The organism is Pseudomonas sp. GW821-FHT02A11 (assembly GCF_059421985.1).
In genome coordinates, this window is record NZ_JBWKWB010000003.1 from 216,112 (window position 1) to 238,252 (window position 22,141).

Genomic DNA, 22,141 nt, shown 5'->3' on the forward strand with positions numbered 1-22,141 from the left:
TGTAAGCCCAGCTAAACGCCGGGGGTCGTGATTGCAGATTCAACCCTGTCGATATCAAAGTGCTTGAGTCGGTCCCGGACAGACACTGGAACGGCCTTAACCCATTCGATCGCCAATTCCAGTGCTTCCTCTATGGAGTTCAGAGGCATGCCGTTTGGTGCTGGCTCAAGAAAAGTGTCGACCCAATCCCTGTCAAAGCCAGGCATTGCAGGTAAAACGGTCTCTGGAGGGATGCTGTCGATCCACTCAAGAGTGAGGCGCAGTGCCTCAATCGTCGTCAACTGAGGGCTTGTGCGCAACGTAGCGTTCCACAGATTCATCATGCGGGCGGCGTCGGCCCGTGCGGCTGGCGAATCTTGTCCGAACAAAGCCACTGCGGTTCCTGACCCATCCTCGGCTTCCAGAACAATCTGGGGAGTTGTGTCCCCATTTTTTGCGACGCGCATTGTGACGATGAGTCGCTTGCGGGTATAGAGGGTGAGGTCAATTTCAAGGGGAGTAATCGAGTCTGACATCTGTTATCTCGAGTTCAGGGAAGTGGATGCCTGGACAATCGCTTCAAGCGAGCTTCCAGACTGTTGTGGCCATTTTTGGCCATCTGAATGTGTGCCACCACCCTGTAACTTCGGGTCCACGCCGCCAACTATCAGTTCGAGTCTTTAGAAGATAACGGCCGGGGCAAGGGCACGTGCTGTATCTGCTGAGTCAGAGATTTCTTGACCATTGCGGCACGAGCCCACTCAAAGCGGCCGTTCAAAGAGCATTCCAACCAGGCTGTATATCCCAGCGGCGGTCATTGCCCATTCCAGAGGATATTGAGCGAGCCGACACTCAATAAATGACCAGTCGATGGTTCTGACACACTCAGGCCGAACAGATACTGAGGGTATCGAAATTAACCCCATCAGAGGCGCATATCATGATTTCTTCTAACACTGGCCGCATGGATCTGGACGACGTCGGCGTGCTGTTTCTTGCGTTGGTCAATCACGTCGAAGAGCGCGAAGAAGTGACAGACATTTCAGTCGTCAATGTGGGGCACGGTGTTCTGTTGTCGCTAGCCGGCACAGCGGCAGCGGAGCTGAATGCGCAGGCTCCAGACGAAGCTGAGGACTACGACTCGTGCCTGTGGTTTGAACGTCTGGAACGATCTGACGAGGACAGTCTTGCCGCGGCACTACTCAGTGGCCTTGAAACCGCGACGGTGGTTCGCGACTGGCTGCTCGAATTGGGATATGCCCCTCGCGAGCACCGACTGGTCGCGCCAGAGCAGGCCACGCCCCCAGCCCTGCAAGTGTCGCTGCTTCCAAGCACCATTGCGTGAATCTGGCCTACAGCCGGAGATGGTCTGCTGACGCCAGCGGACCTTCTGGCTACTGAGCCTTCGCACCATTGGGTGGTGCACCGCACTTCAACCATGCAAAATCCGGCCTGCGGCTTTGAGTCGTACCGCTTTCCATTTCTATAGGTGCCATTTGACAACCATTACTTGGGATTTAAAGTCTCTCAGCGCGGACACCCTTGTCAGCATCGACGCCGCTTCTCTGACGGGAATACATTCAGCTCCGGACTGGGAAAACAACCCCAAGCTGTTCGCGCCAACAAAGCCCGTCACGTTTGAAAACTCACCAATCATCGCGATTGGAGCCGCTGGCAACGTCGGGGCTGGCAATCGGCTGATCAAGTGGTTACTCGACGGGGAGCGAGATGAGGACGTCTACAAGAGGCCTGCTGACCCTCTGAGCAACGATCTCATTCAGCATGCTTTGGAGGTCCAGAAAGATATCGTCCAACCTGCGTGGTTGTTTGTTCTGACGGACACTCACTGCTGGCAGGTGACTTCGAAGATCGGGATTACCCCTACCGTAGTCGACGTCACTAGGATCCCCTCTGCGATTGGGAGTGGAGCAAAATACGCGCGCCCATGTTTGCAGGCAGGTAAGGACGGAGTCGATGCGATTCATGAAGCCGCGATCCATCATGACGCTGAAACGAATTTCACTGTCGACTACGTCAGGCATAAGCCAGGGGCTCAAATCAAACGAGCGCTGCGATCGCTCACCACCTTCAAAAACCCGGTCCGCAACAACCAGCTGATCATTCGCGGCATCGCAGCGATGGGCACCCTACTTACGGCTGGCGGTGTGGTCGGCCTTCAAGCCAGCGGCCATGAGGGGCCGTTGCGACTGATGTGGGCTGTGTGCTGCATGTTCGGTATCGTTCAGGCCAGCTGGTCGATCCTTAACTCCGGCAAAGAGCTCTCGAACCTCCGGTACCCAATAGGGGTAATCGCTGTGCTGGTGCTCGCTCTGTTAATTCCGCCCACTGAGGCTATGATTCTGGCCCACCATCTGCAAGGTCCAATCCTTCTTACCTTTGGTGCCGTTTTCGTGCTGCTTCTGCTGAAATGCCTCGTGTCGACTGATTCCCGCAGCGCGCTGCACTATGGATCTGTGTTTGCGATGGGCGTACTGGCCGCGGGAACGTTGTTCAGTGATGCCCCATATGATTGGCCTTTGGTCGTGGCTGGTCTGGTTGGCGTTGCGGCTGGGCACATCACAGTTTGGGGCGCTGTCCGATACATGCTCGGCAAGATTGTACAGTTCCGAGTGCTGTTCTACCGGTAGGCACAAGCGCCCACTTCCAAGAGGACTGTTCAGGCTATGAATCCAGGAAAGACACTCGCCGTCGGGCTGCTCGGTTTGATACTGATCGCCTTGGGCTTTGAGACTACGATCTCCGTCCATTTCGCTCCGTTGTATGCCATCGGCAACAATCCTGCCTGGGGGTTTGGACCGAGAGAGCTTGCCCACTGCGTTGGCTTTGCCGGATGTACCCTTGCCGGGTGGGCGCTGATCCGATCTTTTGGGACCCAGCGTGGCCGGCGCTTGAACCTCATCGCTGCGCTGGCTGGCTTGTGCTTGTTCCCCTTGTTCTTGAGATGGCCGGACTGGATGCCATTGGCCCTGGATCGGGGCTTTCGAAAGTTCGCATGTACCATCCTCATCCCGTTCTATCTCATCGGCACGGTGATGATGCTTCAGTACGTGAAGGACTGCCCTGCCCTTGCAAGATCAATCCCGGCGGCGTTTATGAGCGCCGGAGCCATGTGGTTTTGGTCAATTTCTTGGGAGGTCGGCGTTCAACCCTTTGAGTCCGTTTACGGTGGGCCGCCACGGGGCTACATCCAATGGGCACAACTGATTTGCGACTTTGTAGGGATCTGGGCCCCAGCCACAATCTTTGTCGCAGCCCGGTACCGCGCGAGGGGTAACCCACGAGCAGAATTGCTACTGACGGCTGCCCAGCAATAAGCAGTGTCCTGAGGGAGGGTCATGGTTTAGAGGGTGGCAAGGCGCATTTCAAGAATGGCGTCGACCAATTCCTGGTCCGTAGCGTTAGGTCTCTGGTCAACCACCCCTTCAACCCAAGAACAGCCAGCAAGTCTCATATGGTCCCTCCAATTCCCCATCCAGGACTCCAACTCGTTTCCAGCTAGATTGATTGCCCCACCTTGAGTTACATGCCCCCCGCCAACGATCTCCTCAAAGACAAATGGTTTATCAGGTCGTTTCAGATCGATGTGGAAGCAGTAGAGGTGATCCGTAGGGTGGTACGACGTGGGTGCGTTGTTTCGCTGCCCGACCGTGATCAGCGTTTCGAGGTGGCCGCCCGCAGGTGCAGTGGCCACTGTTTTCTGGCCAGGCGCAGATGATTTGTTTGACATATCCACTTGGTCGCTCGTGATTTTCTGCTGCCCTGGAGGAGAGCTATCAATTTTGAGAAAGGCCACAACGATCGGTCCTCGTATGATTTCGATCTTCAGCGGTTCTGACACTGAGCATTCTGCCTGAAACTGAAAATCCCATTCAGCACATCAGGGCATCGGAAATGATCACCATCAATGACAAGCCTGTCAAAGCGATCAACGCCTACGCTTGCCGGCGCGACTTCTCTACTGGTCGCCGCTCGGCAATGCGAGACTGGCGGGTGACGGTGCAGTTTGCTGATGGTTCGATCTGGAATGACGGCGGCCATGGCACCAAAAAAGGAGCCTTGGCCTATGCCCAAAAATACGCACGCTGACGAATCTTTGAGTGCATTAAGTTACGAACACTATGACTTACTCGAGGTGCATGTGAGCAAATATCAAGACTACGACGACAAGCTGCTGGCGCTGATCAAGAGTGGACACACCGAGTTCAGCGCCCTTCGGGTGTTGATGGACGATCTGAACCAGGCGATTGAGCCGGGTGATGATGCCTTTCGAGTGACCGACCGCCGCCTGCAATCCCTGCGGAAGGCCGGAAAGATCACATTTGATAAACATCGCCGGCAGTGGTCGGCTGTATAAACAGCCGGAATACTCAGGCCTGTCATGTGGAGTAAGGTGTGATGGTCTCTGACCAAGATGCAGGCGTTAAATCCCAACCCCAGGAATTTGAATTAACCCTCTATCGCGTCGTCATGACTGCCACGTCCGAAGGCAAGTTGACCATCGACGTAGTCAGCATCCCTGCCCAGAAAAGCGAGGCGGTGTTCAAAACAGCACACCGGAAACGAATCAGAGTCGATGCTTTGATGAAGGCTGAGCTGATGCTCAGCAGAACTGAGGCAATGGTTTGCGTGTACGCAAGTTGCGAGAACGATGTTGATCGGGCAATCACGGTGGCCTCGACTGCTGCTCGCAACCACACAGCCCAGGCGCTGGAGGATGCTCAGGCATGCTTTCGAGCCGCGCATGGGAAACCCACGATCTCACGGAAAGCTTGGGCCCCGGATTAATAATCCCGGTTGCTTCTGGCACGGAACCCTCGCCAGCAGAATGTTTGCATCCGATCCATCCCAATCAGGTGAACGATGCAAACCATCATCAAAGCTCTTGCGCACGTCTCAAAGATCCACCCAACGGTCAGCCAGGTCCTCTACGGTGAGGACCTTCGCTGGCGCTACATGACTCCCGAGGGCACCCCTATCGCCTTTATCGGGACAGAGGACATCTATCTTCTCGAGACTGCCAGCGATGAGGCCGCGGCCCTGGGGCTAATCGATGTCCCAATGTCCCTTCCCCCGAAAGTCCCGCAGGATAAGGTTCGTCAAACGTCCATGCTGGAAAACGAACTGCTGACGGTTCGGGCTGAACACACGAATAATGAGGCCGGCCGTGCAATCGACAAATTGCTGCATCCGATCTCGGGGGCTATTGGCATTCTTACCGGCCGGCCAATGCGCAAAACCGAAGATGATTATCCAGACCGGCACGGGGAGCACAAAGCCGATGCCTGGAACAGCGCATGCACGGCCCATGATCCCTACATCAACGCTCTTGAAGCCGAGTTGGCGCACTGGAAAGCGGTGGCGACCGCATACGGCGAGACAGCCTTGTACCTGCAGGCTGATCGTAACAAGCTGCGTGACGACGTAGCCCATGCTGAGTCCAGTCTGGAACGGAATCTGAGCGTAACCCGGGCACTGCGAGCAACACTCCAGATCCGCGATGCGAACTTCCAATTTGCAGCGGGAGCACGCGACGAGCTTCAAATCCGAAACGAGAAACTGGAATCTCTGCTGAGCAAATACAGCCATCGTGGCCTATCGCCTGTGCTAACAGAAACCGAGCTTGACGAAATAGACCAAGCGCTGTCAGAAGCTCGCATTGCCGAAGTCACTTAAAGGGCCAATAGCCCCGAGCAGGGGCCTCAAAGATCGCTTGAAGAAGAAAGCACTCAGTATCATTCACGCCCGGTCGACATTCGTCGAACAGCAGTCGCAAGCTTCGATCGGGCGGCACCTGGGGAATCGGAACTAGCAGACTTCCACCGTCGCAACCAACACCTCAGAGCTACTTTCAGAGTGATCGGCCACTGCCGGGAGTGCTTGGCCTTCTCTAAAAACCCCAGCTCGGCCGGGGTTTGATCATTCATCATTTTCGGTAAGAGACTATCTGCGACCCCAGCGCAGGACGACAAGTACAACACCCATTAATACGATGACAACTGCCAGCCACATGATCAGAGACAGCATGCCATCCCGAGTGTAATCCATAAATTGGCCAATGGACGTCAGTCCATGCGCAGCTGAGAATAAGACAATGGCGACAACGGCAATGACGATAAACAGGTACTGCATAAATATTCCTTATCTAATCTGATTGCAAAAGTTGCCAGACCACTCAAGTGTCCTTCACCACTGCAGGTTCAGTTTGTGTATTTTGCTGACGAGGCTCAGACACGTCAAAATCCTCGAGGGAGCTTACAGATCGATCCGTCACTGCTTGCTGTGTTCTTCGAATTGTCTCTAAGCTCAAACTACGCGCGAACGAATCCAGCTCAGCTCTGTGCAAATCGCATTCTCCGATACACCGCAACCCCCAAAGGTATGCATTGATCGGGTCATGGTTATCCATTGAGGTATGGGCTGCCGTCGCCGCCGCAATGGTAGATCCGGCGAGCCAGGCCCGGTGCAGGTATTCAATGGCTTGTTGATAATCACGGTGGACGTAGCGCCCTTCAGCAGTCACGTATCCCGCAATATCAAGAAGAGCCGGATTTTCAGGGGATGATTTCGTAGCGTCCACCATGGTAATTAGCTTGGAAACATAGTCCCTTCTAATGGCTTCGATATCGGCCACGGACACTGCCCTGCTTAGAGCCCAGGGTGTCTTTACGTACAATTCGGAATAGGCTCGTGGGTCTGACTCGTCGAGCGCCTTCCGAAATAGGCTAAGCATCGTGCTATCGGCTGACTTCAGTGCGACGTAACGCCCATCAGAGCAAACCCCATTGCATTTGGACCAGCTAAACTCCATCTCCTCTAAGATCAGGTTGTATCCATCCCAAGGAGTGTCCTGCTTGAGGGCTGTCGATTTCAACGTATCAATTTCACTTTGGCCATTGTCTCCGCAGCCGGTCAATGCTAGTGCTGCCATCGTCAAAAACGTGGCCAGTAGCCCTCGCTTCATTCCAGTTCTCCTAATCAATTCCAAGGTGCGGTAAGCAACCAATTTAGCAATCCACTCCATGGCGGATTTAGGCTTCCAACCACCATAACGACCAGGTCACAGGATGACCAATCAGGGTTCGTAAAGCTTTCGGTCCCGTCATCATAGGAGGGGTTCTGGCACGCGGTGCCTGCAGTCATCATGGGTACATCAATCACGTACTCACGAGGACAAAAGTCACCATGAGCCTGTTCGTAGTTCGCGTCACATGCAGGGAGCTCGGCCAGTTCGGCTTTGAGTTCGGCACAATCGCAGAGGCCTATGTACCTGTTGAGGCCGTAGATGAAACTGAAGCCTGTAAGCGGGCGGTACTCTGGCACGGCGACAATGGTGAAGCAGTCGAGGATGCAGATCTCATCTGGACGTGCAATGACTCTTCGCGCCGTGTCGCATTTAAAGCAACCAAATGCCTGAAGGTCACAAGTGACGAGCTGGACACCTTCTTGTCGCTCACCCAAGGACTCACCAGCTCGATCGTTATCGGCCGCGAGTAGAATTTTTACAGTCAAGGAGTCGCACAAATGACTAGCGCTCACATCCTCACACTCGCCTCGGGCCTCCAGGTCCCGATTATTCAGCCGAACACAACTGTGGATGGCGAAGGGTTTTTCATCAGCCACAACGACCATGACATCAGCATTTATGGCTGCCAAACCACCGCTTTGGTTGTCGGACGGATGCAGGCCTTCTACATCCTGAACGGTGATCACCGCGAAGCTTACACAAAGCTGATCCCCTTAGGACTGGATGCGTGCATCTCCTATTTCAATGACAATCTCGCGCAGATCAACAAGCGCAGCGAGCGGCCGCAATGAGTGAGGTCGAGCAACTACGTTGCGCTCTCATTCAGGCAATTTCGGAGCGGGACGTCCTTCGTGTAGCACTGGCAGACCTTCTGGAGCATGAGGGTACAGTCGACCAAACGGCGATTGGCGAAATGCCCTCGGAGGCGCTGCAAGTGGCGCGTCGTCAAGCCATTACCGCCCTTGAGAAAGTCAAAGCACCCTCCTCCCCTTCAGATCCAATCTGAATCTTCCAATGAATTTGGTGACCCTGTTTTGGCTAGGGTTGCCTCACCTCTCGCGTTAGCCTTTATCTCAGGTAGTGCGTGCTTCTGGCACATAGTCACCGCCACCACACTGGACGCCTTACATTCGCCCCAGGGATACCGGCATGAACCGTATTGAAGCTCTTGAAAACGTCCTGCGCACATTGCGCGAGAACGCAACGCCTGCCGATCGACAGGCAATCGATTCCGTACTGGATGCCCATACCGGCGTAGCAGATTTTCTGCCCGGGCAGTCCCTCGTGCCTGAGCCCTATGGCTGGCTGCGGGAGAACATGATGCTGATCACCAACAAAGACCGCGCAATGACCTATCAGGCGGCTGGTCAGCCTCTCATCCAAATGTATGACGTGCAGGCACTCATCCAGGCAGAGGGGCGCGCGGCAGATCGGGAGACCATGATTGCCTACCTGCACGGCCGCGTGACCTTGTACAAAAGTCTCTACGACGGCGCGAAGCAAGCGACATCGTTTCGAATCTGCAACTGCGGCTTTACAGGGGAATTGCTCAGAGAGCGTTGTGGACAAGACAACGCCTACTTTGCGGTCCGCTGCCCCGATTGCAGAAAATCGGTCCAAGCCTTCACCGAAGCGGGACTTCCGCAGAACTGGAATGCCGTAAACCGCAAACATATCCCTCTCCCGCCGGAGTTCGTAGCACAGCCCGAGCTTGAGGAGATGCCGGCAATGACTGGCCGCCGCCCATACGGATCAATGCCTTCTGGCGATCAAGAGCTCGACTATGTCGAAAGCGATAACGACTGGCTGAGCAATAACCCCGGAGCATTAACCTGGCTGGCCGACAACCACGCGGCCATCCGTTCCGAACTGGGGATTGCTAACAAGCTGCGTCAGATTGCACAGGGCGAGAGTGACCGGGCTGGCTTGCTGCTGGATGCTCTGCAGGAGTGTGAGGCGCAGCGAGATGAGCTGTACGACCAGGTGGGCCGCGCCAAGGTCGACGTTGCTACGGGGGCCAACATCGATGCTGGCGAATAAACTCCAAGCCCGTGCCATTGAGTTCACAGCCCAAGAGGTCCGAGCAGCGCAAGACGGCACAAGCACCGTTGTCCGCCGCATTGTTAAGCGCGCTGCAGCGCAGTGGCTCATTGACCACACACCTGAGTGGGTCGCAAGCAAAGCGCACCAACTCTGCCCCTTCGGCCACCCCGGCGAGCCCATGTGGGTCCGCGAAGCCTGGAGCCAAGACTTCGCCAGGCACTATCCCTATACCGATACTTGGTATCGCGCCGACGACGATCGCAGCTATGAGATCGAATTGAAGGATGGTGTGCGCGGGATATACAGCCCGGAGCACGACGAGCACGTGCCATTCCGCTGGCGGTCAAGCCGGTGCATGCCGCGAAAGGCAAGCCGTCTGCTGCTTGAGATGACAAGTCTGAGCGTTGAACGCCTTCACGACATCACTGCTGAGCAGATCATTGCCAGCGGTGTTCGTCATCTTCGTGATTCCAGTGGCGTCTGGGCTGGGCGCGAAGGTCCCAGCCGTTTGGTTACCCCTTGGGAAACGGCGCGCGAAGCCTTCATTGACCGCTGGGAGCACAAACATGGCCTCAGAAGTTGGAATGTAAACCCTTGGGTCTGGCGCATCGAATTTAAGAAGGCACACGCATGATGAACAACGAACACCTCCAAACGCTAAGCCGGCAGTTCGCAACTGACTTCCCTGCGGCGGCAGCCAACATGGAAGAAGGAAAGTTGGCATCTTGGCTTGAGGCGAACTTCCAACCTACACAATTGGAGCTGCCTGGACACGCCGATTTGCCGAATCCCTGGCAAGTGGTGCATGAAGCAAGCTTGGAGGCGAGTGACGATGGCTTCCCGGACAAGACCGCTACTGCATTCATGCAGGATGAAATTGATGCCCTCAGGAAAGTGATCCACCAGCGGGATTCAGATTCGGCACATCTCAAGAACAAGCTTCATCGATTACAGAGCCGGATCGGGCTTGAAACCAGGGCTTCGAGTGGTGCGTTGCACGCCCTGAACGATGAGCATCTGGGGCAGCGCCAGGTGCTATTGCGGCTTTTGCAGGAGGCGTTCGATCACGGCAATTTTCCGTTCAATGCCTCACTGACGAAGCGGATGAAGACAGCGCTCGAAGGTGGTCAGGACATCATGTCCGACGCACTCCTGGTGCAGGCCTTGTGTGAGGCCCGATCGGTGCTGAGTTCGGTGAATACAGGCCGTGCTCACCGAATAAAGATCTCCAGCGACGATCAACCCGTTTTTTGGCAACGTCAGGAATGGGTGGTGTGGGCAACAAATGAGGTGCTGCCACAGATCGAAGCTGCCCTTTCCGCAGTTGGATTCGGAAACAAACTCAAAAATGCCGGCAGTGCTGCATCAGAGGAAAAGGAACTCAAAGATGAATGATGTCCGCGGCTGGAGAACTGTGCCGGTACCGCTTACTGATGATATGGAGGTCGCTTTCGCTGAAGCTTGGTACGCCAAACAGCGCTGCATCGACGATGTGAACATGGCCGACGCCTGGCAGGCGGCATGCGACGTCGCACCGCCAGCGCCTCCAAGCCCTCGCGAGGAGTCATTGGCACGTCAGCTCGATCGGCTGCAGGCAAGGTTTCGCACCACCGAAGAAGCCCGAAAGTCACTGCAAACCGCTAACAGCGAGATGCTTTCCCTTCTCAGGGAATCACTCAAAATAAGTGAACTTGGCTTTTACAACGTGGCCATGGACCCAGATTACCGTCTTCAGGTTCGCGAAGCAGTGAAGAAACACGAACCCGCGCAATCAAGCCCCCCGGGCGTCGTGAGTGATCACATCGAGATGCTTCAGGTATTGCTCGACAAGGAACGCCCTGGGTCGGGAGACATCAGGAACTTCCTGTACGACACCATTGCAGGCATCGAGGCTGAACGTGATGCGGCACTGGCTGAGCTCCGAGCACTACAGGATCAAAGCTCTGCTGTTGAGTTGACGCTCGAGCACCATGGTGCAGCGAGCGGTCAGCCGCTGATCACCTTCAGCCCTGAGTTCTCTCGGCAGTTTGAGAGCCTGCCGCCGGGTTCCGAAGTGTCACTGTTTACCCGCCCTGCGCCTCCACGCTTCCATGACGGAGGGCTATTCCAGTTCGCGTTCCCCACGATGCTTCGTCAGATGTGGTCTGGGACTGCCGTTCAGCAGTGGCTGGATGAGCAAGGGCCGGCGTACGCATGGCCATCGCTTCAGCGCGCGGCGTTTCAAACCCGTGTCGGCCCATGGCTGCTTGAATGCTTCGGGCCGGATATCGCTGCTGACTGTTCGGAGCGTAATCACCGGTTTCTGGAGGAAGCCTTGGAGTTGGTGCAGGCATGTGGAGCAAGTGCTGAAGCTGCTCATCAGCTGGTCGACTACGTTTATGCCCGCCCGGTTGGTGACAAGTCCCAAGAGGTGGGTGGGGTGATGGTTACCCTTGCAGCTCTATGCTGCGCGAATGCCCTACGGATGCACCAGGCAGGTGAGGAAGAGTTGGAACGCATCAGCCGGCCAGAGGTAATGGCCCAAATCCGCCAAAAACAGAAATCGAAGCCGGCACTCGGCCCGCTGCCCTGACGATCTGCGCCAGTCGGCGTTGGATCGGAGAACAACTTAAGGCTGCGCGCCAAGCCCAGCCTATTTAGATGAGTGAGGAAGCATGAGGCCCATAGCACGACTGGTCTGCCGCGGTACCGATGAAAAGGACGGTCTCCTGATAGGGGTAAAGTTAAAGGACGATTCGTTCTTCGAGCCAAACACGGTCTACGAGATTCTCGAAATGGATGGTCAGCACGTAATTCGCAAGGTTGGGGAGTCGGTAGTGGCCAACACAATGGCAGGTGAGAAGGCTATCGATAGCCCTATACGACATTCCTGGGGTTCAGATATCAACACGCTGCTCTGTAACGGGAAGGAATTATTTCTGAGCCGTGAAGAGTTCAATCTCGCCCATCCCCCTCGGAATCTCGTTGACGAATAATCCACGCTTAATCCTGACCTGAGAAGCCGACATGCCACTCGTACACTTCACACCTCAGATCATTGCTGATGCCAAACACGGTGAGGTCGCGCTCGTCGACGTCGTTTGTCCAGAATTCAACCTGGTGCTTCGAAACGGTAAAGAGATCGTCGCGCGCAGACCATTTCCCAACAAGGGATATCGAGTGGCCTGCCGCAGAATTGGGAAGAAGGCCATCGTGGGGCTGATGGTGGAGTGTGACCGAATTCCGACGGAGTTCACCGTAACAACCAGGTGGGCTGTTGCTGCTGAGGAGGTCCTCACCCATACCGTCTGTTACGTGATGCTGGACTGGGAATTCAACTTTGCCAGCGATCGTATGAGTCTCTGGTACCCCGCAGACCAGTATCCCTCTAGGTGGCCCGAAATCCAACAATACAGCGTGCCTGCGAGAACTCAGCCGTGTATGGGCTTAATCCCTTGGAAGGGTCGTCATGGCATTATCCGGGATGAGTCCGGGCTTGCTGGATTCCTTCGGAAAAGGCACGAAACCTTGTACATGCCAACGCTGCCCGACGGGCGTGTTGAGATCTGGGAGCGAGCTGATAGCCTCCCTGCACGCTCTGACGCATTCATAGCGTCACAAGGTGTGATCGCAGATTTGGAGGTTCCGTTCTAGACAGCCCTCTCCCGGGATATTCAGAACAAATTTAGTCCGAGCTGGTTCTGGCACAACCCATATCGCCTGAAAGTGACTCCATCACGTAACCACGCCGTATGGGGATTCGACATGAACGCTGCTGTCCATCAACTGCTCGCAAACTGGATTGAACAAGACGCGCCGATCGAGAAGATCAGCGTCGTCGAAGCCCCGGCCAGCTCGGCCGAATCCCTGGCACGTCGGGCCTATGAGCTCATCTGGAATTGGTCTGCGCCTCGCTACATCGGCAACGCCGGTACCGCACAAGATCGCTTCTTTGAGCGCTGCGGTCCGCGGGCGCTCGAGCGTCGCATTAACCGTGCTAAGTGGTTCGCAGCGCGCCTGTGCAGCTGATCGGACAGATGGGGAAAAACATGGTCGGCAACCAAAAACCACAAACTGCCGGCGACAAGAATTGCGGACGGTTCGCAGTCTTCGCTGGGTCAAACTACTACCCCCAAGGCGGGTTTCGTGACTATCGCGGGACCTTTGACACTCTTGCCGGGGCGAAGGAGAAAGCACAAGAGTTTGCGCTTAACACAAACCGCATCACTGGATTCGAGTGGGTACAGGTTGCGGATCTCGAAAGAAACGCTCTGCACGAGTTTCAGGAGGGCTGCTGGGTAGAAGTCCCGGCCGGGGATCGGCATTAGGCCGCGTTACCCTCGTATTCACTGACCGTAGCATAGATCTATTAATAGACCTATGCTACGGTCTCTTGGTAGGTCACAACCCTACCGCTTCCCTGAATCTTCGATTGACTGCCTCGCTTTCAAAGCACCCACCGCAGACCGCTCCGGTTTTAAAATGACCGACTAATTCAGCCTCGGACAAGACCGGCCTCCGCCGAAGAATGTCGAGGGTGAAATCAATAGTTTGACCACCCTCTACCTGCTGAAGGCCGCATGAAAGCTCACTTATGACGTGGCGTCTGCGCAGGTGAAGCACCCCCGCCAGGCTCAGAATCTCCAAGGCATTGCCGAGCTGGGACACCGCCCGTTCGCGTTGATCGGGGGACAGCTTGGACCAAAGCTCTAACCACTCTTTTGACGACATACTCATTGAAACGCAAGCCCAGGAAATAAGAGCCGGGAATTCTAATTCAGTCGTACGCCAAACGCTGCCAGAGCGATGCTTACTTTATTGCTTCGTCGTACGTTTTCTGCTGAACAGGCTTGGGCTTGCTAAGCTGGTGCCCAAGTTGTCGGGTCACCTCAGCACACCAGCCCTTGTAGGGCGCGTTTTCCCTTTCGCCCCATGGATACGCTGCAGCGAGCGCTTTGCGAAGGACCTTGATGTCTTCGCGGCCAACACGGTCGATAACGGCCGCGATGATGGGTTCCGCCTGTTCCGCCCAGGACATGTTTTAAACCTCCATTCCAATTTTTTTGTTATGCGCTTACCCAGGGTGCAGATACTAAGGATTGGTCCACGTTACATCAAACCCTAGGCCTCAGCGCGCTTGGGGATTCACCACTACACTTCGTTCGCTGGTCAGCAGCTTTTTGTCTTTTGGTGACCCTAACTGGACCATGGATCGAAGAGGTGCTTATGACTCTCCTGGAACTGAGTCAGCTGGCAAATGTTGTAGGGACGTTTCTCACGTTCGTGACGGCCGCCGGCACACTGGTGGTGCTTGGAAGTCTCTCAAACTCAGCGAACGAAGCCTTACCCTATCGCGGCAATCGAAGCAGTCAGATGTCCTGTTTCACTGTAACGAGAGATTCGGTCGAATCATGGAAATGCGGGGCAATGCAGACGTAGTCGCGAAGCCGATCATTTTCTACGAGCGCTTCTGGTCTCTGCAGCTCGACCAATACACCCACTGGCGCAACGGATTTGTCGATGCTTCGGTATTTGATAGCTGGCTTAGAGCTCGATATCGCCAGTGGCAGGACAACCCAGATCTTGGAGGGATGACCTATCGAGATGGGTTTGACCAGGCTGTAGCTTCGTGGGAGGCGGCAGAGTTCAAGAGCTTCATCCACGAACTACACATTCATGGCCCAGACGTGGCATTTGCCTGGTTGAGCAGTCGGGATGCTGATAGGGCCGTGGCGGAACAAAATGCCCGCCAGCGGCAATTGAGGTAGATGCGTGGGGAATGGAATGGGGCTTGGTAGCCAAATAGCGATCTTACCGAGAACGGCTTCGGGTAGCTCGACCGAAACCGAATTAAGTCGTCCTCAGGACAAGGGGCGCGGCAGCTTGGGCTGTCTGAAGGATTGATCGTAACCAGCTTCCAATGGGAAGCGGTTGTTCTTGTCAGCAATCAACACTTGGTAGACCCGCTTCACTTGGCCTCTCTTCTCGGTGATGAATTTACTGGTTACCACCATCGCCTCCACCGGGATGCACTTGGTTCGGCAGCCTTTACCGCTGGCGAGCTCAACCAAGTCTGTACGTTCGGCCTCTACATTTACGCCTGCCTTAGCCAGCTCGGCGTATTGCTCAACAACAGCAAAGAGCAATTCATGATTGCCGCCAGCCACTGCTATCAGTTCGAAGCCAGCGGTGCCTGTGAGGCCAATCGTATAGGCAAATGCTGGACTCTCCTCCGAGGCGAAGATTGGTTTGATGGAGTAGCCCGCTTCAGCGATTCGCCTGTCGAGTGCGGCATCCCAACTTGGGCGTAGTAGGGCAATTCGAATGGTCCGGACGATATCGACAAGGCTATCTTCCGTTACTAGGCCTGCGCTCACCATGTTCTGAAGCGCATCACGGACTGAAACGCCTTGCTGCAGCTGGAAATCCAGGCTGCTGGCGATCGACGTCATCTGGAATTCATTGATGATGGTCGCCACTTTTGGCACCAGCAACTTGAGTTCAGCCAATTGGCCGGGTGTTGCTTCCAGTTCAGTAATCATGGGCTCTCCTAAAACAGGCTCTGAGTTGGTAGTGCGTGCATTGTGCCCGCACTACTCCTGTGTCAGTAGCGGCCTCGGGGTATTTTCTGACGATCGAGGGTTAACCCCCCTATTGACTCTCACCCGGCTGGGCGCTGGCCGTCTCGATTGCCAGGATAGGAGCATTAAGACGGATTCGGTAAGACGGGGCCGCTTCACCGCCCCCCTGGCCATCCTGCTGAACACCGGCGGTAATTTCTAAGCGACTCCCGCCTGTGAGGGTGACGGTATGGATATCGTTGGTGAAGTGTGCGTCCCGAAGCTGCCCGCTATTGTGGGACAGGACGCTCATTACCACTGGCCCCAGTCCTAGCTCGAGCTCAGCTGGTCTCACCAACTGCGCTGGAGAACAAATCAGGACAGGAGATTTCCACGTGCGCGCGATATCTGCAACGGCCTCCATGCTCAGGCCGACCACGTCGCAGAATTCCTGCCTGAGGATCACAACATCACCCTCCGCCGGCTTGAGCTTAACCAAATCTCCGACGTTTGCTCCCAGCTTGGAATGTACGCGTCCAGGATATTCAGCCTGCAGATCGTCAAGGAGACAGCTACCACAGCTTTCGCCAGGTGCATGAAGGCTGCACATGCGAATCGGGATGGAATGGTTCAAGTAGTGCACAGAGGCTTTGCTGTGCTTCAGCTGCAGCTCAGCAAGGAGAAGTGCAATGATCAGTTGCCGATCAGTTGTAGGCGCGGTCAGGATCGCAATAGGCTTTTCAGGAGTGAAAAGAGCTGAACGAACCGTGCCATCAGCCAGTGGCAACTCAAAGGCAGTGGATTTGCGTTTGGCAAGAGAAGCCAGCGCTTGGGCCCATGGCAACTCGATGCCGTGATTCTTGGCAGCAAGATCTTGGGCTTCACTCAGCGTAACGCCAGCAGTGCGGCGAAGCTTTTTCGCATCCTTTTTCACTTGTTCCACGGATGCCCCGGACGGGAATCGAATTTCAATCGTCATAGCAATGTCTCCGCGACACATCAGCGCCACGCCCACGATGCGCACTGCCGCAAAGCAATGCTTGATGGTTTGAGGATTCAACAGGCCACGACCTGATCCGGTCTGCGCCCAGGGTGGGCGTGCACGCGCTGGCTATCGCGTTGAGCTAATAGTGCCAGCCATAGAAAGGATTACAATCCAAAATGGTAGCTCCGAATTCTTTAGCCAATCTGTCGTGGCCGGAGCTCTGTGCGAGTGTCCTTCAAAATCGCTATGTTGGTTATCACGCAAACATTCTCACCCGCCCTTGCCGCTAACATGAGTTAGACATGTTCTACGAGTCGACTGAATCTGCCTGGGCAGGTACGCCTGACGGCGGTTTGGCAGATATGGACCAGCACGAAAATGAACAGGCTATATCGTTTCTGCGGAACGATTCAGCCGTGGCCACATTTCCAAAAAGCTCACTACGAAGCTATTAGAGTTCGGACGCTACATATTCCACCAATCGCTCTACACCGATCTGAGTGCAAGCCCAGACAAGGATATTTCCACTTGATCCAATCTCTCAATGTCGTTTGACTTTCCATAATCCGCCGCTCGATGAACTCGATTCCACAGCGCCTTCACGAGCTTGCCGTTCTGACGGTGGTGCGACAAAAACAGGTGCTGGCCTATCTGGAACGTAGTCCCCGGTCTCCACTTCGCGAAGGAAACCGTGCCATTCGACCTCTTGAGAGTCATCGTGCGGGATCGGATGGCTTTGCGGCTTGAGGTCACGTTTGAGCTTATCCGTGCTAGCGATATCCATTGCGTAGGTATTCACTACATACCCTTCCTTGAGTTTTTCCTGCATTTTCTCCTCAAGCATTTTACTCAACTCGACCTTTGTCATAGTCGGCTCCGAAAAAATACCCATCAGGCTTCCGGCAGGATGCTGGAAAACAGATTTGAGACTAGGTGAGTGGCGGGAGGTGTCAAATACTCGCTCGAGCGAATCCTCACCGAACGTCGGATACCAGCCCCGGAGTTTTCCTTTCTCACTATTTGCCCCTACCTGAGGGTGGCCGGGCGTACGGTCGCATTCGCCTATGTCTTTCGGGACAGGGTTCTGGCACGCAGGAACGCGCGCCAGGATTGCGGTCATTGAACTTAACCAGGAGTAAGAGTGATGACCGTCCAACTGCAGAACAAACCCACCACTGCCACCCCGCCCCGCGGCGTCGTGATGTCCACCATTACACCAGGTGTAAAGGCGCTTGCCGAGGAGGCGCCCTCTCCTCTCTTCAAGCAACACTGCTGCATGGTGTGCGAAGACACCGGCCTTGTCGCGACCTCTCACCAGAACGCTTCCGGCGAGTACCTCAATGGTCGATGCTGGAAGCAGTGCAAAGCTGGCGATTCAGTGGTTTGGAGCCCGGATCAGGAACAGTGGGTACAACCAGGTGACAAAGTCCGCTTCACTTTGCATAAAAGCGAAGGCAGCAGCAAAAAACCATGGGTCGTCGAAGACACTCACTCCAACCCGGCCGAAGACCCAGTCATGTACCATTTTTCCAGTAAAACCCGAGCTGAGCGTTTCAAGGCTGACATGGAAGCCGAGTACTGCACTTCAAATGCGCCGGCGGCCCACTGAGGCTTCGGGTGTTACTGCCGAATAACTGCGGACGAACCAAACCTACCTGCTACCGATGAAGGAATCCACGTGTCGCTGAAATCCGCCTCCCACAAGCTCGAGCAACTCTGCACAGTACGAGAGCTGTTTGTTTTTGAACATGAGATCGGCAACCGCCGGGGTGTGATCCCTGTGATTACCGAGCATGCCCGCACCGCCCTTGATTTCGATCCGGACGGGGACTTCGAGTTCTTCCGGGCGCGGGCGGCACACCCAGGGGGGAGTCGTTCTTCCTGGCACACATGGCACAATCAAGTCCAGGTTACGTTGTGCCACAAAACCAAGCAGTTCAAGATCGGGCCTACTGGGCAACTGATCATGAGCAAACGCGGGATCCGTCTGGGGCCAACACTTATGGCCTGCGTGATCACTTGGCTGAAGAAACAGAAGGTCGACGATTACACCATTGATCCAGGTTCACTCTCGCAGGTTGATGCGGCAACAGACAGCGCCCGAGAACAGCGAAACCGGTTTTACATGGCCTTCGGTTTCAACCTCTCAAACTGGGATGGAAGCCAAACGGGCATCGACGTGGTTGACGGTTCGTTTTCCGCGGAGAATGCTGGCGCGCTGACTGTGCCGGAGCGGTATCAGAATCGACTGCAGCCCTGGTTCTCGTTTGAGCGAGACCTGCAGGACGAGCGAGAGTGTGGTGTACACAACCTGGGTGAGCTCAAAGACATCGATCGCTGGACGCATAGTCTGTCGTGGATGGGCCGATGGCTACTGCGCAAGTGGGGCTGGCCTGTGCGCTTCATTACTCGGCACATGCACAAGCGTAAGGCCTGGGAGCCGAAACCACCCTCCCGATAGATCAGAAACACGCTAGTACCGAAGCCAGTGAATGGGCCTGCCCAAACAGAGCCCACTTGAGTGCTTCCAGCGGCTCCGCCCTCGATCGAGCTGGGGTGCGTTGGCCAACTCCGCATGCACAAGCATCACGCCGTCAGGGTTCTGCCTATCCATCCCGCCCGCATGAAATACAACATCCAACCCTCGACGAGGTCTACCCTCAACGTAGTCATTGGACGTGAGTCATATTTCAGACATCAAAGCAGGGGGTCTCCATGAGTCTATTTTGGAGCAGATCCGTAGTCCTGGCGCTCATTCTCGCAGGCACAGCGGTATCCACGTCCCAGGCAGACCAGGCAGCGAGGGATCGAGGTCCATCACCGTCCGTAGCTCAATTCAAGGCCTGCGAGGGCAAAGAGCGGGGTGATCGCGCCAGCATGCGGAAAGCAAATGGTCATATCCTTAAAGGGTTCTGCAGACCCTACCGCGGGCAGCTCGCTCTTCACAGCCCGGCGCGGCCGAAGTAGTGAGGATCGATCAAGAAATTCTTCGTGCTCCGCCGGAGTCGTGACAGCAGGGTGAAGCCTCTTTCCTACAGAGGCTTCATCCTATGGCAATCAAACAGAAAACCATCATCTGCCGCCCGACCGGGTCAGAGGTCACCTTGAGCTGGGTGATCATCCACGCTTCTGGGATTGGCTCGCATGGCCGGCAAGCGCATTTCGATGTGGAGTGCAGCGCTCCTTGGCCGTGTCCCAAGCTTGGCAATGAGGCATGCCCTCGGCGCTTGCTGGACAAGATGCTAAACAAGAGTTGAGGGCCAGGCGGACATCTGATCGGGAGGATGTCCGCCTCGCTCACAAGGTGACTAAAGAGGATCAAAGCAGAAATCCGACACCCCGTTTTGGGTTGCCTTGCTCAGATCTGACGAGCACGCTTAGGTCCTCATTTTCTTGGACTCTGCAGACATGGCCCGGCTAATTGCTCAACGTTTAACAATGCTGATCGTTATGGCGGGATCTGCCGCAGGGCTGTGTGCGCCGGCATGCGCCAGCCAGGCTGCAAGAGATCGTGGTCCTGCCCCGAGTGCCGCCGCGCTGGCTGCCTGTGTAAATCACAAGGCTGGGGATCGGGTGTCGGTTAAAACAGCTTCCGGCAAACTGCTAGCGGGCACTTGCCGCCCCTACCGCGATCAGCTAGCTGCTCGAACTCATGTCCGGCACAAAAAGGATAAAGGCTGGATGCATACCATGATGTCTTGGTTTTAAAGACTCACTTGGGTGTCAGACGGACCAAGCTCACGAAATCTACCGGGATCTGGCCCTGCTGAGCACATACTCGATCCAGCCTGGCTCGCCACATGCCGGCGTTGCGAACGGTTTCCAATTTTCAGCGTCTTCGACAGAAAATGCCTGGCCCGCGGGAGTAATTCTGAAGCTTGATTTTCGAACATCGGCTTCGAGCAGGCCTTTCTTCGCAAGGCCGCGAGCAATTCCGAGCACAATCAAGGGATCCGGATAATAGCTGCGTCCGATCCATGGTTCGAATGGATCGAAGAACTCTGGGGGTCGCTGCTGACCCAAGTGCAGGATTCTGAGCGCGGATATCGACATGGGTTTGTCAACTTGAGCGAGTTTGGGCTTAACCATCGGGAGGCCTTTCACGAGGCGTGCCACGCGCCGGCCGTCAGTAGTCATCCGAACAAAGAGTGATTCCATCTCACCTAAACCAATGGTGCGCCGCTCTGTCATCAGAAGCCCGCGTTGTTCCAGTGAATGCCAGGTCGACCCGGTACCATGGCCGACAAGTTGCAGCGCATCGAGGGCGAGCCGCAGAGGGCCATCGTAAGTTAGCTTTCGAACCCGACCGTCAGGGCCGTACTCGAGCCATCGCCAAGAGCTTGCCTTTGAGCCTCCTGGACCGGCGTTGGCCTCCTCAGCGCGCTGGTCCAAATCATAGGCAACAGTGAGATATGCTCGCTGTCGATCATTGAGAGACTTGGCGATGCTGGATATGCGGGTGAACAGCTTTTCTTTCGCCATGGTTTAGCTGTGGTCTGGTCGATACCTCACTAAAGCACCGTCAAGGCGGTTTGTCTCTACCCTCACATGTCGGAGGGATCAAAGGATTCATTGGCGGCGCGAGGTGACTCGCTTGCTGATGACGCAATGTTGTGGCGCTTCAACCAGGCAGAGATCTTCTGCATACCCTTGGCGTCACCACTGGCGCTTGCAAAGACATGGCCGGAGCTGAGTAGTACGAGCACGCTCCGATCGTCAAACACGAACACAGTGAAATCAGCGGACTTTTCGTGATGGATGAACTTTGCCGCTCTCGCTGCCTGCGCAAAAATCCAGTCAAATCCCCTGCCGGCTGAAGGATTGACGGACTCAGTAAGACTAATCGCAAGGCGTTCAGTATCGATCACCTCAGTTCGCGATGAGGCCTGCAGATCTGCGTCGATCTGAGCTAAACGGTCGATCAGGCTGATTGGCACGAGGGGATCCTTCCGGCGTAAGGGGCGAGTGTCGTTCTGCGAAGGGCGCTGGACGCCCTTTGCCAGTCGCCATCAGTATAACCGCCCCCCTGCTCATACGAAACGTAGTGAAATCCGAGCCCAGTTTTTGAATCGCCATTGATGGTCCAGTCCGATAAATTGATGCCCTATTGTCGAGATCAAAGGATCATCACTATGAATCAGGCTAAACGAGAGTTGCAGGATCGTAAGGAAGCAAGCCCCAAGGTTCTTGGGATAGCCCTTATCATCGCCGGTGGTGTCATCGGCGCCGTCGGCTACAACTCTGTTCTGGGTGTAAATCAGCTCATTATTGACACTGTCAAAGCCGGGGCCCCTAACGCCGGCCAATTGGCAACAAACTGGCTCGATCTCGCGTTTGGGCTAAGTGCTTGCGTGGCTACCGGCGCGACCCTGCTGGCTGTCGCCGGTCTGCTGGTCCTTAAGCGTGAGATAACCTGGCGCGTCCGAGTTAAGCCGGTTTCCACAGGAAGCACTCCGGCCTGATCTCCTGATAGTTGCACCGTGAAGACTCAGCCCAAATGGTGGGTGTCTGCATAGACTGAAAGCAGTTGGTTGCCCCGCAGAAAATCAT

Annotated in this window: 30 protein-coding genes; 20 read left to right on the forward strand and 10 right to left on the reverse strand. The window is 55.4% G+C overall.

All coding sequences use genetic code 11. The features are described from left to right. Positions 1-11 precede the first annotated feature (11 nt). Positions 12-515 (reverse strand): hypothetical protein, encoded by a 504-nt coding sequence (locus AC07V9_RS06040; RefSeq protein WP_495014809.1) that lies wholly within the window; start codon positions 513-515, stop codon positions 12-14. A 404-nt stretch (positions 516-919) separates the two neighbouring features. Between AC07V9_RS06040 and AC07V9_RS06045 the strand changes: the two genes are divergently transcribed. Further along, positions 920-1,324, forward strand: a complete 405-nt coding sequence (locus tag AC07V9_RS06045; RefSeq protein ID WP_495014810.1) for a hypothetical protein — start codon at positions 920-922, stop codon at positions 1,322-1,324. Positions 1,325-1,475: 151 nt separating this feature from the next. Then, on the forward strand, positions 1,476-2,627 hold the full coding sequence (locus AC07V9_RS06050) for a hypothetical protein (protein WP_495014811.1): 1,152 nt from the start codon (positions 1,476-1,478) through the stop codon (positions 2,625-2,627). 713 nt (positions 2,628-3,340) lie between these two features. Here AC07V9_RS06050 and AC07V9_RS06055 read toward each other — a convergent pair. Then, positions 3,341-3,838, reverse strand: a complete 498-nt coding sequence (locus AC07V9_RS06055) for a hypothetical protein (RefSeq protein WP_495014812.1) — start codon at positions 3,836-3,838, stop codon at positions 3,341-3,343. A 53-nt stretch (positions 3,839-3,891) separates the two neighbouring features. On the opposite strand from AC07V9_RS06055, the gene AC07V9_RS06060 reads away from it, so the two are divergent. From AC07V9_RS06060 to AC07V9_RS06075, 4 genes are all read left to right on the forward strand, one after another. Further along, positions 3,892-4,086: a hypothetical protein gene (locus AC07V9_RS06060; protein WP_495014813.1), complete on the forward strand. Its 195-nt coding sequence runs from the start codon at positions 3,892-3,894 to the stop codon at positions 4,084-4,086. Next, positions 4,064-4,354, forward strand: coding sequence for a hypothetical protein (locus tag AC07V9_RS06065; RefSeq protein WP_495014814.1), 291 nt, complete (start codon positions 4,064-4,066; stop codon positions 4,352-4,354). Before AC07V9_RS06060 ends, AC07V9_RS06065 begins: the two co-directional genes overlap by 23 nt. 38 nt (positions 4,355-4,392) lie before the next feature. Then, positions 4,393-4,785: a hypothetical protein gene (locus AC07V9_RS06070; protein ID WP_495014815.1), complete on the forward strand. Its 393-nt coding sequence runs from the start codon at positions 4,393-4,395 to the stop codon at positions 4,783-4,785. Positions 4,786-4,860: 75 nt separating this feature from the next. Next, positions 4,861-5,673, forward strand: a complete 813-nt coding sequence (locus AC07V9_RS06075; protein ID WP_495014816.1) for a hypothetical protein — start codon at positions 4,861-4,863, stop codon at positions 5,671-5,673. A gap of 267 nt (positions 5,674-5,940) precedes the next feature. Here AC07V9_RS06075 and AC07V9_RS06080 read toward each other — a convergent pair whose 3' ends face one another. After that, complete coding sequence (locus AC07V9_RS06080; RefSeq protein ID WP_495014817.1) at positions 5,941-6,129, reverse strand: hypothetical protein; 189 nt, start codon at positions 6,127-6,129, stop codon at positions 5,941-5,943. Between the two features lie 43 nt (positions 6,130-6,172). After that, positions 6,173-7,021, reverse strand: a complete 849-nt coding sequence (locus tag AC07V9_RS06085) for a hypothetical protein (RefSeq protein ID WP_495014818.1) — start codon at positions 7,019-7,021, stop codon at positions 6,173-6,175. A 161-nt stretch (positions 7,022-7,182) separates the two neighbouring features. On the opposite strand from AC07V9_RS06085, the gene AC07V9_RS06090 reads away from it, so the two are divergent. The 10 genes from AC07V9_RS06090 (at position 7,183) to AC07V9_RS06135 (ending at position 13,374) form a co-directional block, all read left to right on the forward strand. Further along, positions 7,183-7,494, forward strand: coding sequence for a hypothetical protein (locus AC07V9_RS06090; RefSeq protein WP_495014819.1), 312 nt, complete (start codon positions 7,183-7,185; stop codon positions 7,492-7,494). Positions 7,495-7,521: 27 nt separating this feature from the next. Further along, a complete protein-coding gene (locus AC07V9_RS06095) occupies positions 7,522-7,815 on the forward strand; it encodes a hypothetical protein (protein ID WP_495014820.1) in 294 nt (97 codons plus the stop codon). A gap of 358 nt (positions 7,816-8,173) precedes the next feature. Then, on the forward strand, positions 8,174-9,064 hold the full coding sequence (locus AC07V9_RS06100; protein WP_495014821.1) for a hypothetical protein: 891 nt from the start codon (positions 8,174-8,176) through the stop codon (positions 9,062-9,064). After that, a complete protein-coding gene (locus AC07V9_RS06105; RefSeq protein WP_495014822.1) occupies positions 9,051-9,701 on the forward strand; it encodes a hypothetical protein in 651 nt (216 codons plus the stop codon). The genes AC07V9_RS06100 and AC07V9_RS06105 overlap by 14 nt, the downstream gene beginning before the upstream one ends. Further along, entirely contained in the window at positions 9,698-10,462 is a 765-nt protein-coding gene (locus tag AC07V9_RS06110; RefSeq protein ID WP_495014823.1) for a hypothetical protein, read from the forward strand. Before AC07V9_RS06105 ends, AC07V9_RS06110 begins: the two co-directional genes overlap by 4 nt. Beyond that, complete coding sequence (locus tag AC07V9_RS06115; RefSeq protein WP_495014824.1) at positions 10,455-11,639, forward strand: hypothetical protein; 1,185 nt, start codon at positions 10,455-10,457, stop codon at positions 11,637-11,639. Before AC07V9_RS06110 ends, AC07V9_RS06115 begins: the two co-directional genes overlap by 8 nt. A gap of 82 nt (positions 11,640-11,721) precedes the next feature. Continuing rightward, entirely contained in the window at positions 11,722-12,042 is a 321-nt protein-coding gene (locus tag AC07V9_RS06120; protein WP_495014825.1) for a hypothetical protein, read from the forward strand. 31 nt (positions 12,043-12,073) lie between these two features. Further along, a complete protein-coding gene (locus AC07V9_RS06125; RefSeq protein ID WP_495014826.1) occupies positions 12,074-12,700 on the forward strand; it encodes a DUF6012 family protein in 627 nt (208 codons plus the stop codon). 111 nt (positions 12,701-12,811) lie between these two features. Further along, complete coding sequence (locus tag AC07V9_RS06130) at positions 12,812-13,075, forward strand: hypothetical protein (RefSeq protein WP_495014827.1); 264 nt, start codon at positions 12,812-12,814, stop codon at positions 13,073-13,075. 20 nt (positions 13,076-13,095) lie between these two features. Beyond that, a complete protein-coding gene (locus AC07V9_RS06135) occupies positions 13,096-13,374 on the forward strand; it encodes a hypothetical protein (RefSeq protein WP_495014828.1) in 279 nt (92 codons plus the stop codon). 482 nt (positions 13,375-13,856) lie between these two features. Here the strand turns inward: AC07V9_RS06135 and AC07V9_RS06140 are convergent, their stop codons facing one another. Next, complete coding sequence (locus AC07V9_RS06140; RefSeq protein WP_495014829.1) at positions 13,857-14,084, reverse strand: hypothetical protein; 228 nt, start codon at positions 14,082-14,084, stop codon at positions 13,857-13,859. A 373-nt stretch (positions 14,085-14,457) separates the two neighbouring features. Between AC07V9_RS06140 and AC07V9_RS06145 the strand changes: the two genes are divergently transcribed. Further along, positions 14,458-14,814, forward strand: a complete 357-nt coding sequence (locus tag AC07V9_RS06145; protein ID WP_495014830.1) for a hypothetical protein — start codon at positions 14,458-14,460, stop codon at positions 14,812-14,814. Positions 14,815-14,907: 93 nt separating this feature from the next. Here the strand turns inward: AC07V9_RS06145 and AC07V9_RS06150 are convergent, their stop codons facing one another. The 3 genes from AC07V9_RS06150 to AC07V9_RS06160 form a co-directional block, all read right to left on the reverse strand. After that, positions 14,908-15,588, reverse strand: coding sequence for a DUF4262 domain-containing protein (locus AC07V9_RS06150; protein WP_495014831.1), 681 nt, complete (start codon positions 15,586-15,588; stop codon positions 14,908-14,910). A gap of 109 nt (positions 15,589-15,697) precedes the next feature. Then, a complete protein-coding gene (locus AC07V9_RS06155; RefSeq protein ID WP_495014832.1) occupies positions 15,698-16,666 on the reverse strand; it encodes a hypothetical protein in 969 nt (322 codons plus the stop codon). 466 nt (positions 16,667-17,132) lie between these two features. Then, positions 17,133-17,711, reverse strand: a complete 579-nt coding sequence (locus AC07V9_RS06160; protein ID WP_495014833.1) for a hypothetical protein — start codon at positions 17,709-17,711, stop codon at positions 17,133-17,135. 24 nt (positions 17,712-17,735) lie between these two features. Between AC07V9_RS06160 and AC07V9_RS06165 the strand changes: the two genes are divergently transcribed. Together AC07V9_RS06165 and AC07V9_RS06170 are read left to right on the forward strand one after the other, a co-directional pair. Beyond that, a complete protein-coding gene (locus AC07V9_RS06165) occupies positions 17,736-18,200 on the forward strand; it encodes a hypothetical protein (protein WP_495014834.1) in 465 nt (154 codons plus the stop codon). A gap of 69 nt (positions 18,201-18,269) precedes the next feature. After that, the gene (locus tag AC07V9_RS06170; RefSeq protein ID WP_495014835.1) at positions 18,270-19,052 is read left to right on the forward strand and encodes a hypothetical protein; all 783 of its coding nucleotides are present in this window, start codon (positions 18,270-18,272) and stop codon (positions 19,050-19,052) included. Positions 19,053-20,338: 1,286 nt separating this feature from the next. On the opposite strand, the gene AC07V9_RS06175 is transcribed toward AC07V9_RS06170, so the two are convergent. Together AC07V9_RS06175 and AC07V9_RS06180 are read right to left on the reverse strand one after the other, a co-directional pair. Further along, positions 20,339-21,073 (reverse strand): hypothetical protein, encoded by a 735-nt coding sequence (locus AC07V9_RS06175; protein WP_495014836.1) that lies wholly within the window; start codon positions 21,071-21,073, stop codon positions 20,339-20,341. Positions 21,074-21,135: 62 nt separating this feature from the next. Continuing rightward, a complete protein-coding gene (locus AC07V9_RS06180; protein ID WP_495014837.1) occupies positions 21,136-21,528 on the reverse strand; it encodes a hypothetical protein in 393 nt (130 codons plus the stop codon). Positions 21,529-21,723: 195 nt separating this feature from the next. Between AC07V9_RS06180 and AC07V9_RS06185 the strand changes: the two genes are divergently transcribed. Continuing rightward, on the forward strand, positions 21,724-22,053 hold the full coding sequence (locus AC07V9_RS06185) for a hypothetical protein (protein ID WP_495014838.1): 330 nt from the start codon (positions 21,724-21,726) through the stop codon (positions 22,051-22,053). Positions 22,054-22,141: the final 88 nt, after the last annotated feature.

Coding starts and splice junctions, on each gene's coding strand:
- AC07V9_RS06075 (WP_495014816.1), top strand. CDS start 4,861: ATGCAAACCATCATCAAAGCTCTTGCGCACGTCTCAAAGATCCACCCA.
- AC07V9_RS06090 (WP_495014819.1), top strand. CDS start 7,183: ATGAGCCTGTTCGTAGTTCGCGTCACATGCAGGGAGCTCGGCCAGTTC.
- AC07V9_RS06040 (WP_495014809.1), bottom strand. CDS start 515: ATGTCAGACTCGATTACTCCCCTTGAAATTGACCTCACCCTCTATACC.
- AC07V9_RS06100 (WP_495014821.1), top strand. CDS start 8,174: ATGAACCGTATTGAAGCTCTTGAAAACGTCCTGCGCACATTGCGCGAG.
- AC07V9_RS06085 (WP_495014818.1), bottom strand. CDS start 7,021: ATGGAGTGGATTGCTAAATTGGTTGCTTACCGCACCTTGGAATTGATT.
- AC07V9_RS06185 (WP_495014838.1), top strand. CDS start 21,724: ATGAATCAGGCTAAACGAGAGTTGCAGGATCGTAAGGAAGCAAGCCCC.
- AC07V9_RS06125 (WP_495014826.1), top strand. CDS start 12,074: ATGCCACTCGTACACTTCACACCTCAGATCATTGCTGATGCCAAACAC.
- AC07V9_RS06095 (WP_495014820.1), top strand. CDS start 7,522: ATGACTAGCGCTCACATCCTCACACTCGCCTCGGGCCTCCAGGTCCCG.
- AC07V9_RS06065 (WP_495014814.1), top strand. CDS start 4,064: ATGCCCAAAAATACGCACGCTGACGAATCTTTGAGTGCATTAAGTTAC.
- AC07V9_RS06145 (WP_495014830.1), top strand. CDS start 14,458: ATGGAAATGCGGGGCAATGCAGACGTAGTCGCGAAGCCGATCATTTTC.
- AC07V9_RS06115 (WP_495014824.1), top strand. CDS start 10,455: ATGAATGATGTCCGCGGCTGGAGAACTGTGCCGGTACCGCTTACTGAT.
- AC07V9_RS06080 (WP_495014817.1), bottom strand. CDS start 6,129: ATGCAGTACCTGTTTATCGTCATTGCCGTTGTCGCCATTGTCTTATTC.
- AC07V9_RS06120 (WP_495014825.1), top strand. CDS start 11,722: ATGAGGCCCATAGCACGACTGGTCTGCCGCGGTACCGATGAAAAGGAC.
- AC07V9_RS06130 (WP_495014827.1), top strand. CDS start 12,812: ATGAACGCTGCTGTCCATCAACTGCTCGCAAACTGGATTGAACAAGAC.
- AC07V9_RS06045 (WP_495014810.1), top strand. CDS start 920: ATGATTTCTTCTAACACTGGCCGCATGGATCTGGACGACGTCGGCGTG.
- AC07V9_RS06160 (WP_495014833.1), bottom strand. CDS start 17,711: ATGACCGCAATCCTGGCGCGCGTTCCTGCGTGCCAGAACCCTGTCCCG.
- AC07V9_RS06105 (WP_495014822.1), top strand. CDS start 9,051: ATGCTGGCGAATAAACTCCAAGCCCGTGCCATTGAGTTCACAGCCCAA.
- AC07V9_RS06150 (WP_495014831.1), bottom strand. CDS start 15,588: ATGATTACTGAACTGGAAGCAACACCCGGCCAATTGGCTGAACTCAAG.
- AC07V9_RS06165 (WP_495014834.1), top strand. CDS start 17,736: ATGACCGTCCAACTGCAGAACAAACCCACCACTGCCACCCCGCCCCGC.
- AC07V9_RS06135 (WP_495014828.1), top strand. CDS start 13,096: ATGGTCGGCAACCAAAAACCACAAACTGCCGGCGACAAGAATTGCGGA.
- AC07V9_RS06060 (WP_495014813.1), top strand. CDS start 3,892: ATGATCACCATCAATGACAAGCCTGTCAAAGCGATCAACGCCTACGCT.
- AC07V9_RS06140 (WP_495014829.1), bottom strand. CDS start 14,084: ATGTCCTGGGCGGAACAGGCGGAACCCATCATCGCGGCCGTTATCGAC.
- AC07V9_RS06175 (WP_495014836.1), bottom strand. CDS start 21,073: ATGGCGAAAGAAAAGCTGTTCACCCGCATATCCAGCATCGCCAAGTCT.
- AC07V9_RS06110 (WP_495014823.1), top strand. CDS start 9,698: ATGATGAACAACGAACACCTCCAAACGCTAAGCCGGCAGTTCGCAACT.